The sequence below is a fragment of the Massilia pinisoli genome, assembly GCF_024753285.1.
In the GTDB taxonomy this organism is placed as follows: domain Bacteria; phylum Pseudomonadota; class Gammaproteobacteria; order Burkholderiales; family Burkholderiaceae_D; genus Telluria; species Telluria pinisoli.
In genome coordinates, this window is record NZ_JANUGW010000001.1 from 147,711 (window position 1) to 162,250 (window position 14,540).

Here is a 14,540-nt window from a genome sequence, read left to right on the forward strand (position 1 = left end):
TTCCTTGTCGTTGATTCAGGGTGCGGGCTTGCGCGACGCCAGGTCCGCCTGGATGCGCGCAAGCTGTCCGCCGTTCAGGTTGTAGAAGCACATCACGGCGACTGCTAGGGTGGCGAAGGCCGCCGGGATGAAGGACATCAGCCACACGATGCCTTCGCGCGAACCGCTGGCCTGCACGGCGTTCGGCACATAGCCCAGCGCCGTGAACACGGAGCCGATCACGGCGACGGCGACGGCGGTGCCGAGCTTTTGCGAGAACGTGGCGGCGGCGAACGTCATCGCGGTGGCGCGGCGGCCCGTACGCCATTCGTTGTAGTCGGCCGTGTCGGCATACATCGAGAACGCGAGCGGCGACTTCGGTCCCAGCACGAGACCGAGCCCGCCCTGCAGCACGAACATCAGCCACACCTGGTCGGCCGGCACCACGTAGAACGCGGCCGACAGCACGGCCGTGGCGCTCATGAGGACGATCATCAGCGCCTTCTTGTCGACCCAGCGCGTGAGCAGCGGCGTGAGCGCGGCGCCGACGGCGGCAGCCACCATATACATGGGCACGAACGTGCGCATCAGGTCCGGCCGGCCCACGACGTACTTGAAATAATAGGCGGCGCTGGCAGTGCGCAAGGTGATCGTCACCATGATGATCAACGCGAGGAAGAACAGCACGACCCACGGCCGATTGCCCGCGAGGTCGCGCACGTCGCGCCACACGGCGTTCTTTTGTCCCGGCGGCGGCGCGATGCGTTCGCGCGTGCCCGCGAACGTGAGCACGAACAGCAGCGATGCCGCGACGGCCCACACGAGCATCGTCAGCTGCCAGCCGCGCCGATCGTCGCCGGCGCCGAGCCAGTGCACGAGGTCGGGCGTGGCCGCCGTCACGAGCGTGCTGCCGGCGAACGCGAAGATGAAGCGCAGACCGTTGATCGTGGAGCGCTGCTGCGGATCGGCCGACATCACGCCGGACAGCGCGTTGTACGGGATGTTCACGCACGTGTAGCACACCATCATCAGCAGATAGGTGCCGTAGGCCCACGCGAGCTTCGCATCGCCCGCGAGGTTCGGTGTCGTGTACGTGAGGACGGCGGCACCGGCCAGCGGCACGCACATCCACACGAGCCATGGACGGAACTTGCCGAAGCGGGTCGAGGTACGGTCGGCGGCGGCGCCGATCAGCGGGTCCGTGAACGCGTTGACGATCTTAATGGCCGACATCATCGTCGCGGCTGCGGCGGCCGAGATGCCGAAGCTGTCCGTGTAGAAGATCAGCAGGAACGTGGCGATGTTGGTCCAGTAAAAATTGAACCCCATGTCGGCCACGCCATAGGCCAGTTTTTCGCGCCACGGCAGCGCGGTGCTTGCCGTTGCCGCGCGGGGCAGGGCGGCCGTCATCGCGCGGCTCCGGCCGGTGCGGCGGCGTCAAGGAAGGCGGTCGGACTGGCCATCTGCGTCTCCGGTAAGTGATCGGGCGGCTCTTCGTCCACCTCGGGTGATAGCGCTAACAGCGGCGAGTATGCCGCCGCCGCGCCGCCATGTCAACCGCCGGACGCGGGCCCTGTCCACGGTCTCAATCTCCCGGGTAGCGCACGCCGATCTGGTGCCGGATCTCGTCCAGCACGCCCATCAGGTGCAAGGTCTGCTCATGCGTCATGGCCGGGCTTTCGATCAGGCCTTCCTTCCAGCAGCGCTGCGCTTCGATCGCTTCGTGCACATAGCCGTTGCCGAGGTAGGGCGTCGGGATCTCGCGCGGGGGCTCGCCGGCAAGCGTCAACGTGACGGTCGGGGCGCGGTGGAACGGTGCGTCCAGCCGCAGGTGCCCGTTGGGGCCGGACACGGTGAGCAGGCCCGGCGTGCGCGCCTTCAGCGAACAGGCGCACGTGGACAGCGCGCCGCCCGCATGACGCAAGGTGAACACGGTCTGCAGGTCGACGCCGGTGGGGCCCAGCTCGGCCTGTGCCCGCACGGTTTCCACGGCGCCGAGCAGGTACGCGGTGATCGACAGCGGGTAGATACCGACGTCCAGCAGCGCGCCGCCGCCGAGGGCGGGGTTGAACAGGCGCGACTCCGGTCCGCCCGGCGCGGCGAAGCCGAAGTCGGCGCTGGCCTGCGACACCTCGCCCAGCACGCCGGACGCGAGGATGCGCTTCGCTTCGGCGAGGGCCGGCATGAAGCGGGTCCACATGGCTTCCATCAGGAACACACGGCGGCTGCGCGCGAGCGCGACGACCTGCTCGGCCTGGGCGCGGTTCAGCGCGAACGGCTTCTCGCACAGGACGCCCTTGCCGCCCGCCAGCATGGCGAGCGCGTTCTCCGCATGCATGGCGTGCGGGGTGCCGATGTAGACGAGGTCCACGTCGGGGCAGGCGGCGAGGCTGTCGTAGCCGGCCAGGCGCAGGGGGATGCCGAATTCGTCGGCGAATGCCTCGGCCGTTGCGCGTTCGCGCGAGGCGACGCCGGCCAGCGTGGCGCCGGGCGTGTCGCGCAGCGCGGTCGCGAAATCGCGGGCGATCCTGCCCGTGCCGAGGATGCCCCAGCGTACCGTGTTGGTCATGTGTGCTCCGTTGGAATGTGGAAAAAGCGCCGGACCGGACCGGCGGACCGTTCCGGAGCATGTCCGAAAAGCGGGTTACCTGTCTATCTTGACAGGGATTCGATAATAATTTGTTATCGATGTTTGCGCTATACTTCATGATGGCACGTTATAACATCGAAAGGAAAGCCCCCATGGCTGCACAGTTCCCGCACGCGGATGCGAGCGCATGGTGCCGCCCCCTATTCGAGGGCACGCCGCTGTCGATGCTTGTCTGCGACCCGGCCTCGCAGGAAATCCTCGATGCCAACGAGGGGGCCCTGCAGCACCTCGGGCGCACGCGCGCCGGCCTGCTGGGCAAGCGCCTGCCCGAGCTGTACGCGCACGACGACGCGCACGACGGCGGCTGGGGCGCCGGCCGGCTGAGTCCCGACGTATGCAGCCTCCATGCGCAGATGCGCCACATCGCCGGCGCGGGCGGCACCGTGCGCCACGCGATCCTGCAGTGCTGCGCCATCAACTACGACGGCCGCGACGCCGTGCTCGTCGTCCTCCAGGACGTCACGCGCCACGTGGAGGCGGAAGGACAGCTGCGCGACATCCAGAACGAACTGCACCGCGCCCAGGCCCTCGCGATGATCGGCAACTGGATCTGGGACGCGGCCAGCGACGAGCACGTGACGTCGTCGCCGGAAGGCTACCGCATCATGGGTTTCGGGCCGGACGAGACCCCGGTATCGACGGCCGAGATCTACGCGCGCATTCACCCGGACGACCGCGCGTTCGCGGAGCGGGCGCGCGAACGCGCGTTGCACGACCCCGACTACAAGTACGACATCGAATTCCGGCTCGTGCGGCCGGACGGCGAGGTGCGCTGGCTGCATTCCGTGGCCGAGGTGCGGCGCGATGAGTCGGGCCGCGTCGTCAAGATGCTGGGCCTCGTGCAGGACGTGACGGAGCGCCGCCGCGCCGAGGACAACGTGCGCCGCCTCGCGTATTACGACCCGGTGACGGGCCTGCCGAACATGAACCTGTTCGAGCGCGAAGTCGATGACCGCCTGGTCCAGCTGCGGCGTGGCGGCGGGCGGGGACGCGGCCAGGCGCGCCTCGCCTGCCTGATCGTCGACCTCGTGCGCTTCCGCGACGTCAACTACGCGCTGACGCATTTATACGGCGACGTGCTGCTGGCGCTCGTCGCGGACCGGCTGGCCGGCGTCGTCGGACAGGCCGGCGTCGTCGCGCGCGGCGACGCCCGCTTCCCGATCGTGCTCGACGGTGCCGACGAGGAGGAGGCGCGGCGCTGGGCCCAGAACATCCTGCGCGCACTGGAAGCGCCGTTCGCCGTCGCCGGCATTTCGTACGAGATCGGCGCGCGCGTCGGCATCGCGCTCGCGCCCTCGCAGGGCCTCGACTACCACACGTTGCTGCGCAAGGCCGACATCGCGCTGTACCAGGCGGCCGGCATGGCGCGCAACGTCGCGGTCTACGTCGCGGAAGACGACCCGCACACGCCCGACCGGCTGTCGCTGATCGGCGACTTCCGCGCCGCCATCGAGGCCGGGCAGATCCAGCTGTTCTGCCAGCCCAAGGTGACGATGGGCGGCGGCGAGATCGTCGGCGTCGAGGCGCTCGTGCGCTGGGTCCATCCGGACAAGGGCTGCATCGGCCCCGAGACCTTCATGCCGCTGATCGAATCGACGGACCTGATCCACGTGCTCACGCAGCACATGCTGGCGAGCGCCGTCGCGCAGTGCGAAGCATGGCGGGCGCAGGGTGTGCGCATGCCCATCGCCGTCAACCTGTCCGCGCGCGACATCGCCGCGCTGTCGCTGTCGGAACACCTGCGCGACCTGCTGGAGCAGCACGGTGCGTGCGCGGGCCTGATCGGGCTGGAGATGACGGAGAGCAGCCTGATGCAAAACCCGGCCGAGAGCATCGCGGAGCTGGAACGCCTGTCCGGCATGGGCTTCCGGTTGTACATCGACGATTTCGGCACCGGGTATTCGTCGCTGAGCTACTTGAGCCGCCTGCCGGTGGACGTCATCAAGATCGACCACGGCTTCACGATGCAGATGATCGACGACCGCCGCGCCGCCGCCATCGTCAAGTCCACCGTGCATCTGGCGCATGACCTCGGCATGGGCGTCGTGGCGGAAGGCGTCAGCAATGCCCGCATCTGGGACGCGCTGCACGCGCTGGGCTGCGACGAAGCCCAGGGCTTTTACGTCGCTGCGCCGATGCCCGCCGCGGAGCTGCTGGATTGGGCGCGCGGCTCGCCGTACCGCCTGGCCGCCGAGCACGCGTGCGCGTGATGCGGGCCTTGTTCGGGTAGCATGTCCGGGTCGCGGCCGCATGGGCCGGCGACGGCAAGGCGTCAGCCGGTGGCGTCGCGTGGGACGAGCGAAGGAGCGGACATGGCAAAGGTACTGGTGCTGTATTACTCGACGTATGGACACATCGAACAGATGGCGCAGGCGCTCGCGGACGGCGCCCGCGCGGCCGGCGCGACGGTCGACGTGAAGCGCGTGCCGGAGACGGTGCCGGAGGAAGTCGCCCGCAACGGCCATTTCAAGCTGGACCAGCCCGCGCCGATCGCCACCGTCAACGAGCTGCCGGACTACGATGCCATCGTGATCGGCGCGCCCACGCGCTACGGCCGCATGCCGTCGCAGATGGCCGCCTTCCTCGACCAGACGGGCGGCCTGTGGGCGAAGGGCGCCCTGAACGGCAAGGTGGGCGCCGCGTTCACGTCGTCGGCCACGCAGCACGGTGGGCAGGAGACGACGCAATTCTCGATCATCACGAACCTGCTGCACCTCGGGATGGTCATCGTGGGCCTGCCGTACAGCTTCGCCGGCCAGATGACACTCGACGAGATCACAGGCTGCAGTCCGTACGGCGCCAGCACCATCGCGGGCGGCCAGGGCCAGCGCCAGCCGAGCAGGAACGAACTGGATGGCGCGCGCCACCAGGGCGAACTGGTCGCGAAGACTGCACAGAAGCTGTTCGGCTGACCGTCCTCCACACTTGCATCGAGCCAGCCGTCCCGGCTGCACTGTCGTATTTCTGCATCGCCTCGCGCCTCTGCGCGGGGCCGGCATCCCTTCCACAACGGATCTGATGGGCTTCCCTGCGCTCCTGATCACCTTCTGCGGGATTTTCTCACTGTCCTGATGATTGTCGCAATTGCGACAGTTGCTCCGGCGCCCCCAGCAAGCGCGAACGCGCGACGTTTCTGATCAGGTTGCAAAAACACTCCGACGATGTTCACCAGCCACGCGCATTGGAAGCGCTCTGGCGTGCGCCCGGAACACGGCTGAGCGCCGGTCCGGCCCAGGCGGGACGGTTGCGGCGGCGCGCCAGTTCGCGGTCGAGCGCGTGCGCGAACTTCTGGCGGTTGGCCTGGCTGAATGCGGGCGGTCCACCCGTATCGACACCGCTGCCACGCAACTCGTCCATGAACGCGCATCGTCAGCTGCTGGGCGATGGTGTCCTTCGCGTACCAGCCGGCGGGCACCTGCAGCGCGCGGATGAAACGCGAACCGGGCACGCGCATGAGCTGGTTGGCGACCAGCGTGACCTCGACGGGCACCCTTTCGGCGACTCGGAACAGGATGCCCTCGATGACGGCGGGGCAGGCGTCGGCGTCGACCCAAATGTGCATAGACATCGCTCAAGCATACCACTCGAACTGTCGCGCCTCTGCGACACCTCGGCGCTGGGCTACGCATTCAAATAGCTGAATTTTCCGGCACATACATTCGTTACGGGATTTTCTCGTTGCCCTGATGATTTGCAGAATTGCCGACGAGAACTGGCTAGCGCAGCATTCACCTTGATTGTTCTAAATAGATTATAGACATCCACGTCGCTAACCAAGACGACGTGCTTTCCACACAACAGATCAGACGAGAGGACACACTCATGTCGAGACAAGAGACGAAATTCCAGGTCCGGGCGATTGCCCTGGCCTGCGCCGCGCTGGTGACGGCCTGCGGCGGTGGAGGAGGTGGCGACAGTTCCAATGGCGGCATCGTGCAGCGTGTATCGTTCAATTACCCGGGCGGCAGCACGGTGAGCATCCCGCCCACGACCACGACCGTGAAACTGGTCGCGACAGCAGCGGGCGGTGGTCCGATCACCTACACGTCGAATACGCCAACCACTTGCACCGTCAGCGGCGATGTGCTTTCCCTGCTGAAGGTCGGCGAATGCTCTGTGACGGCAACCGCGGCGGCAGCCAAAGGCTACGCGGCAGCGTCGGTCAGCCAGCTGTTTGTCATTCCTAAATTCCCGGTAAAAATCAAGTTCCCGAACCCGGGGCACCTGGTGCTGGACAATAATACGGTAGCGCTGACCGCCACCTCCAATGCGCCGGGCCACGCCATTACCTTCGAGAGTACGACGCCGGCAGTGTGCACGGTCAGCGGCAGCACGCTGACGAAACTGGACAATGGTATGTGCGCGGTCACTGCAACGACTGTGGCCGACGATTTCGCTGCCGCGGGCTTGAAGACCATCAACATCCCGATCGGCACCGCTCTACCGACTGCGCTGACGTTCCTGAGCGGTTACAAGGACGGCGACACGACGAACGAAGGCGGCGGCATCGGCCACCACGGCAACTGGTGGTGGTGCGACAGCTGCGATAAATCCACCACCTCGACCGACCTCTCGTTCACCAGCCAAGGGACCGACCCGGCGAAGGAAACGTTCTGGATCCATGCTGCTGGCTTGAAGGCGGGCGCCAGTGACGGCATTGCCCTCAACCAGGGAGGCGATACGTTGAACGGTCCGCAAATCGATATCCAGGAAAACCTGAAGTTCAACCTCGCGGTGAACCCGGAATGGGTCGCGACGGGCAACGACGGGATCAAGATCGACCTGGTTCTCGGCCACTTCAACCTGAAAGGCGGCAACGCTTGCAATGTGACGCTGACGACGACGCTGAAGCCGACCGTCGCGGCGGCCACGGACTATTCCCTCAATCTCAAGGACAACTTCTCGATCAGCGAAGCTTGCGGACTGGCAGGCCTCGACATGTGGAACGAGCTGCAGTCGTATCCCGTCTCCATGATCCAGTTCACCCAGGTGGCACCGATGAACGGATCGAAGATGGTCCTGAGCGGACCCATTCTCTTCCAATGACGGCGTATGACCGGTTGCAGCCTCCGCTCGGCGCGGTGGACACACAGATATTTTAATTGAGGGTATCGATAATGAGAAAAACTGAGACGAAGATTGAGAGGAAGCCTCTCAAAATGACCGCACTGGCACTGGCAGCGGCGCAGTGCGCCCTGCTGTGCAGTGGGGTTGCGATGGCGCAGACGACCGATACGTCGGCGGACGGCCAGAGTGGCGAAGCGGCGACGGTGGTCGTGACCGGGCAGCGCCAGGCGCTGCAGACTGCCGCGAAGATCAAGCAGAATGCGGAGGAGATCGTCGACTCCGTGGTGGCGGACGAAGCCGGCAAGCTGCCGGACAAGTCGATCACGGAAGTGCTGCAGCGGGTGGTCGGCGTCACGATGGACCGCAACCGCTCGCGCGTGGGTGGCGGCATCCTGGGCAATGCGACCACTGGCTTCAACGTCGAGGGTTCGGGCGTGCAGATTCGTGGCCTTTCCTGGGGTTCGTCGACGCTGAACGGACGCGAAAGCTTCTCCGCCGGCTGGCCCGGTCGTGAACTGAGCTGGGGCGATGTTCCGCCGGAACTGATGTCGGGCGTGGACGTGTACAAGAACCCGTCGTCCGACCTGATCGAAGGCGGCATCAGCGGCCAGATCAACCTCCGCACGCGCCTCCCGTTCGACGTGAAAGAACAGTACGGCTCGTTCTCCGCGTCGTCCAACTATACCGTTCTCGGCAAGAAAACCGCGCCGGCCGTGTCCGGGCTGTACTCCAACCGCTGGAAGACGAGGTTTGGCGAATTCGGCGCCCTGATCGATGTGTCGGCGAACAGAAACAGTTACCGCAGTGACTCGCTCAGTCAAAGCCCGTACGTCCCGCGCACCGATATCGAAGAGGGCAAAACGCTGTGGGTACCGTCCGGCGGCACGTACTGGAACACTTCCGAAGGCACATCCACGCGCAAGGGTCTCTACGGGGCAGTGCAGTGGCGAAATGACCGCGTCGAAACGGCGCTGACGTACTTCGATTCCAAATTCACCGAGGTCGGCACCGGTAATGGTACCTTCTCGGGGGGGGACCAGCCGTGGGGCATGCAATACTCGAACGCCAAGTATGACCAGAGAGGCGTTTTCCAGTCGGGCACCCTGACCTATCCCACAAGCCTCGGGCTGAACCAGTTCCCGGAGGGCGGCATTCTCGCGGGTACGAGCACGAGCTACACCCATGTGGTGGGACGCACGCGCGAACTTGCCTGGAACACGAAATTCCGGCTCAACGAGAGCTGGGCGTTCCAGAACGATCTGCAATGGGTGCACGCCAACAACAACAGCGATGGCGAACTGGTCAACCTTCAAACGTTCGTGCCCAGCATGTACCTGGACCTTTCCGGTTCGAGACCGATCGTCGGATTCGACGACAAGGCCCGCGCATTCCTTGCCGATTACAAGAACTATACCTGGAACGCCTTCCAGCCGGCCCTGGCAGCAGCCAAGGCCGACCTGTATGCGTGGAAGGGCGACGCCAAATACACGTTCGACAACCCTGTCCTGCGCGATGTGCGCTTTGGCGCACGCATAACGTACCGCAAGTCGACCCACGAGAATTCGACCGGCTCCGGATGGCACAGCCTGGCCGAACCCTGGGCGGTATCGCAGGCCACCACATACGGAGACAGGACACCCCAGAACGTGGGCTGGCAAAGGTCCAACTTTGCGTACATGAGCGACCCGCACTATCAGGTCCCGGGCGGCACCCAAGTCTACACGTTCCCCAACTTCTTCAACGGGGCACTGCAGGCGCCGCCGACGATCGTGGTGCCCACGATGAGCCTGGTGCGGGGCTATCCGAGCGCGTACGTCAAGTATTTGTTGCCAATGAACAAACAGATGTGTGTCGATGAAGCAGTCTTCAAGGGCAACACGCCAAACTGTGACGCTGTCGGCGCGGACTGGAGGCCGGAGAGCCTGACCAACGATCCGTCGGCGAAGGATTCGCTCAACCGTGCCGGCGCCACCAGTACGCACGCCGAACGTACCGAGGCCCTGTATAGCACCGTGCGCTTCGGCTTCGACGACTGGAAGTATCCGGTGGAAGGCTCGTTGGGCGCGCGACTGGTTCGTACGAAGACGATGGCAAACGGTTACATGATCTTCGATCCGAAATATGACGACAAGTCCGACCCCAGCCTGCCCCGGTTCGCGTATACCAAGGTGCCCCTGTCCCTGGGCGGCAGCCATATCGATCTGATCCCCACCCTCAACCTGAAGGTGAACTGGACCGACAAGCTGCAATCCCGCATGGCGGTGTCCAGGAACATGTACCGTCCGGGCTTCGACCAGATGCAGGAGTACATCACCCTGAGCCAGAGCGTGACGACGGACGCGAAGACGAACCTGCCTACCAGGGTCGACTACATAGGTAATAACACCGGCAATGCAAAACTGCGGCCGCTCAAGTCGAACAATCTCGACTTCACGCTGGAATGGTACCCGCGCGACGGGCAGACGCTGACCTTCGGCACATTCGCCAAGAAGGTCACGGACATCATCATGACCCAAACCTACACGAGGACCATCAACGACATCGCCGGCAATCCACAGGAATTCACGATCTCGGGGCCAGCGAACGCAGCGCAATTGTGGGCGGTTGGCGCCGAAATCGCCGGCATGACTTACCTGGACAAACTGCCTTTCCTGGACAAGGCGCTGCCGGATTGGGCAAAAGGGTTTGGCATCAGCTCGAACTTCAGCTACATCAAGGGCAGGCAGACGATGTATCACCCGTTCAACGAGCCTTATTGCGCGCGTGGCAGTCTTTCGTTGGCCAGCAATCTGAGTGGTTGCGACACCAACGGGCTTCCGTTCACGGGGGATATGCCATTGCCGTACTCGTCCCCGCGTGCCTTTAACCTGGCCCTGATGTACGACCGCGGCCCTCTGTCGATGCGGCTGGCTTACAGCTGGCGTGATCGTTACATGATGGCAACCGGCAACGATGGTGCGACGGGCTGGTGGGCTCCCAGCGCCGATCCGGCCCAGATCGCAGCGAACGGCGGCAAGGTGCCCCACGACGTGAGCTTTGGTCTGCCAATCTGGGCGGAGGCCGCCGGCCAATGGGACGCTGGTCTCAACTACAAGGTCAGCGACCACATGTGGACCAGCTTCAACGTCAGCAACCTGAGCAACGTCGTGTTCCGCCAGACGCAACAACAGAGCATCGGCTTTGTCGGCCGCTCGTGGAATGCCCCGGGACGCAGCTTCCGCGCTTCGATGGGCTATACGTTCTAAGGACGTCGCCGCGCCGGCGCGAGCCGGCGCTGCGCTCGACAAGGCGGCTTCGGCCGCCTTTTTTACCAAAATAGGGGACAGGAATTGCAAACGGCTTACAAACGCATTGTCATTGTCGGCGGCGGCACTGCCGGCTGGATGACCGCGGTTGCGGTGGCGACATTGCTACCGGGCAGCGAGGTTGAACTGGTCGAATCGGAAGAGATCGGCATTGTGGGCGTGGGCGAGGCCACCTTTCCATTCATCCGCCTTTTTCATGAACGGGTCGGCATCGATGAGACCGAGTTCCTGCGCGCCACCAACGGTACTTTCAAAGTGGGCGCCGAGTTTCGCAACTGGCGCACGGAGAACCACCACTATTTCCATACCTTTGGCAATTTCGCCGACATCGCCGGTCCCACGTCCCTGTGGAGCCAGTACCGCCGGGTAAACGATCCGGCGCTGGGCGTGCTGGGTGAGCATTGCCTGGCCAGCGTGATGGCCATGCAGGGCCGCTTCGTCAAGCCGCCCTCGGAACAGAGCAATTTGTTTACCTACGCCTACCATCTCGATGCCGTCCTCTACTCCAGGTTCCTCCGCGCCATCGCGGAAAAGCGCGGCGCGCGGCGCACCGAAGGGCGCATCGTCGGTGCCACGCGGCGCGCCGATGGCGGCGTCGACCGGCTGAAGCTCGAAGATGGCCGCGACGTGGCGGGCGACCTGTTCATCGACTGCTCCGGTTTCACTTCCCTGCTGCTGGGTCGCACGCTGGAAGAGCCGTTTGTCGATTTGAGCCACTGGCTGCCGGTCGACCGGGCCTGGGCCGTGCCCTGCGAGCCGAGCGGGACCGAGCTCACCCCGCACACCATCGCGACAGCGCTCGAAGGGGGATGGGCCTGGCGGATTCCGCTCACCGACCGCATCGGCAACGGCCATGTGTTTTCCACCCGCTACATCGATGAGGAACGCGCGCGCGAGCAATTGCTTGAGCAACTCGAAGGCCCGGCCTTGGCCGAACCGCGCCTGCTACGCTTTACCACGGGCCATCGCGAGCGCTTCTGGGTCCACAACGTGGTTGCGCTGGGCTTGTCGTCGGGTTTCCTGGAGCCGCTTGAATCGACGAGCATTTTCCTGATCCAGCGCGGCCTGCTCAAGATGATCGACCTGCTGGTGCCGGGCAAGCAGCCCACCGCGTCCGCCGTGAACGACTACAACAAGAACATGCTCAAGGCGTTCGCGAACATCCGCGACTTCATCATCCTGCACTATTGCCTCACCGAGCGGCGCGACAGCCAATTGTGGCGCGACGTGTCCAGCATGGAGTTGCCCGAGTCGCTGGCCTTCAGGATGCATGTCTGGCGCCAGACCGGCGAGCTGAACCAATACAAGGAAGACGGTTTCGTGCCCGAAAGCTGGCTGGCGATCTATGCCGGCATGGAGAACTGGCCCGAACGACTGGACCCTGTGATCAACGAGGTGCCGTTCGAGGAAGCGCTGCGCGGCCTGCACCAGCGACGCGACCAGATCAACGCCTACGTGGCCTCGATGCCGACCCACGCCGCTTACCTGCACAGAGTGCCGGGGAGATAAGCCGGCGCTGTCGTGCTGGCATCCAGACTAGCTGGCCGCCGCTATCCCGATCCTATACCTTCATCGGCAGGATGATCATCTGCAAGCCGTCGAAATGCAGGCGGCGCTGGATCGCAAGCGCTGCCTGGTTGTGCAGCAGCCGTGTGAACAGGTTATCGCGCTGGAACACGAGGCGGCTCGTGAAGAACACGGCGTGCGGGAAGTCGCTGGCCAGGTCGCGGCACATCTCGGTCAACGTGGCGACAGCGTCCGTCCCGAAACCGAGGCGCGACGTGGCCGGGATGCCGTGGCTGCGGCAAAACCCCACGAAGTCGTCGAGCGTCGCCTCGGCCTTCGCACGCAGCACCTCGATCTCGCCTTCGCCGCCATAGGCGTGCGCATCGACGGCGCGCGCGGCCACGAACACGACGTTCTTGAAGTGGCCGGGGAACATCCGCTGCACCCACAGCAGCGCGTGCAGGCCGCCGCCGCGCGAACTGCCGACGATGAACACGGCCGTCGGCGCATCCGGTGCCGGTGCCGGCGTGTCCGTGCACGGGCCCGCGGGCTGCGCCGCGAACACGCGGTCGACGTCGGCGATGCGCGCGCGCGTGTCCGCATAGTGCGCGCGCACGGCGAGGCACAGCGCGACGACGAGGCCCGTCAGCACGATCGTGACCCAGCCGCCTTCCATGAATTTTTCCACGACGGTGACGACGAGGATGCTGGCGGTGACGGCCAGGCCGCTCAGCGACAGCAGCAGGCGGCGCATCCAGCCGGCGTCGCCGCGGTGGCGTAGCCAGTAGCGGCACAGGCCCAGCAAGGACAGGCTGAACGTGAGGAACACGTTGATGCTGTACAGGACGACGAGCAGGTCGACCCGGCCGCCGCTCGCGAGCAGCACGAGGGCGGCCGCGACACCGAGCAGCAGCACGCCGTTCTGCGTGACGAGGCGGCTCGACAGGTAGCGGAACTGGTGCGGCACCCACGAATCCTGTGCCATGTTGGCCAGCACGGCGGGGCCGCCCAGGAAGCCGGTGTTTGCGGCGACGAGCAGCAGGCCGGCTTCGCACGCCAAGGTGACGGCGAGGACGATGCCCAGCAGCGGACCGGTAAGGCCCGCATGCGCGAGGATCGCGCGGAAGGCGACGGCATTCAAGGTCTGGCCGTCCTGCGGCGTCGCATGCCACAGCAGGTACAGGAAGATGATGCCGCCGGCCGTGAACGCGAGGCTGCAGGCCATGTACAGCATCGTCATGCGGCCCGTGCGCACGCGCGGTTCCGCGAGCGAGTTCACGTTGTTGGACACGGCCTCGATTCCGGTGTACGTCCCGCCGCCCAGCGAATAGGCTTTCAGTAGCAGCGCGAGCGTGAAGAACCACGACGTCTCGCCGGCGAGGCCCGTCGTTTCGCGCACGGTGTCGGGCAGCAGCGCGGGGATGTGGCCGGCCTGCACGGCGACGCCGTACACGATCACGAGGAAGTGGGTGACGACGAAGCCGAGGAAGATCGGCAGCAGCACCTTGATCGATTCCTTCACGCCGCGCAGGTTCAGCCACAGCAGCAGTACGACAAGCCCCAGCTCCGTCCCCAGCTTCCACGTCTGGAAGGCGAGCGGCAGCAGCGAGAACAGCGCGTCGACGCCGCTTGCGATCGAGATCGCGACGGTCAGCACATAGTCGACGACGAGGGCGGCGCCCGACACGAGGCCCGCGTGCGGCCCGAGCAGGACGGTGGCGATGCGGTAGCCGCCGCCACCCGTCGGGAACAGTTCGATCACCTGGTTGTAGGCGAATGCGATGATGAAGACGGTGGCCGCCGTCGCCAGCGCCAGATACAGGCCGAAGTGGGCGTGGCCGCCCAGCGCCTTGAACGCTTCCTCGGGACCGTAGGCCGACGACGACAGGCCGTCCGCACCCAGGCCGACCCACGCGAGGAAGGCGGCGAGCGTGAGGGAGTGGCGCGTATCCTGGCGCAGCGGGTCGAGGGGCCGGCCGAGCAGGGCGGTGCGCAAAGTGGAAAGTGTGGATGCCATGGGTGCGAACGGGTCG

The 14,540-nt window shown here is 65.3% G+C and carries 8 protein-coding genes and 1 pseudogene; 5 read left to right on the plus strand and 4 right to left on the minus strand.

Annotated features, from left to right (window positions below):
• Positions 1-15 precede the first annotated feature (15 nt).
• Entirely contained in the window at positions 16-1,389 is a 1,374-nt protein-coding gene (locus tag NX784_RS00625; protein WP_258814739.1) for an MFS transporter, read from the minus strand.
• A 175-nt stretch (positions 1,390-1,564) separates the two neighbouring features.
• A complete protein-coding gene (locus NX784_RS00630; protein WP_258814740.1) occupies positions 1,565-2,548 on the minus strand; it encodes a Gfo/Idh/MocA family protein in 984 nt (327 codons plus the stop codon).
• Positions 2,549-2,721: 173 nt separating this feature from the next.
• Here NX784_RS00630 and NX784_RS00635 point away from each other — a divergent pair, with 173 nt between their 5' ends.
• On the plus strand, positions 2,722-4,839 hold the full coding sequence (locus tag NX784_RS00635; protein WP_258814741.1) for a putative bifunctional diguanylate cyclase/phosphodiesterase: 2,118 nt from the start codon (positions 2,722-2,724) through the stop codon (positions 4,837-4,839).
• A gap of 102 nt (positions 4,840-4,941) precedes the next feature.
• Entirely contained in the window at positions 4,942-5,541 is a 600-nt protein-coding gene (gene wrbA / locus NX784_RS00640; protein WP_258814742.1) for an NAD(P)H:quinone oxidoreductase, read from the plus strand.
• Positions 5,542-5,794: 253 nt separating this feature from the next.
• Here the strand turns inward: wrbA and NX784_RS00645 are convergent.
• Positions 5,795-6,191, minus strand: a pseudogene (locus NX784_RS00645) (DUF188 domain-containing protein).
• A 260-nt stretch (positions 6,192-6,451) separates the two neighbouring features.
• On the opposite strand from NX784_RS00645, the gene NX784_RS00650 reads away from it, so the two are divergent.
• The 3 genes from NX784_RS00650 (at position 6,452) to NX784_RS00660 (ending at position 12,510) form a co-directional block, all read left to right on the plus strand.
• The gene (locus NX784_RS00650) at positions 6,452-7,675 is read left to right on the plus strand and encodes a hypothetical protein (protein WP_258814743.1); all 1,224 of its coding nucleotides are present in this window, start codon (positions 6,452-6,454) and stop codon (positions 7,673-7,675) included.
• Positions 7,676-7,788: 113 nt separating this feature from the next.
• The gene (locus NX784_RS00655; RefSeq protein ID WP_258814744.1) at positions 7,789-10,941 is read left to right on the plus strand and encodes a TonB-dependent receptor; all 3,153 of its coding nucleotides are present in this window, start codon (positions 7,789-7,791) and stop codon (positions 10,939-10,941) included.
• An 84-nt stretch (positions 10,942-11,025) separates the two neighbouring features.
• On the plus strand, positions 11,026-12,510 hold the full coding sequence (locus NX784_RS00660) for a tryptophan halogenase family protein (RefSeq protein ID WP_258814745.1): 1,485 nt from the start codon (positions 11,026-11,028) through the stop codon (positions 12,508-12,510).
• A 52-nt stretch (positions 12,511-12,562) separates the two neighbouring features.
• Here the strand turns inward: NX784_RS00660 and NX784_RS00665 are convergent, their stop codons facing one another.
• Entirely contained in the window at positions 12,563-14,524 is a 1,962-nt protein-coding gene (locus NX784_RS00665; RefSeq protein WP_258814746.1) for an APC family permease, read from the minus strand.
• Between the last annotated feature and the right edge of the window lie 16 nt (positions 14,525-14,540).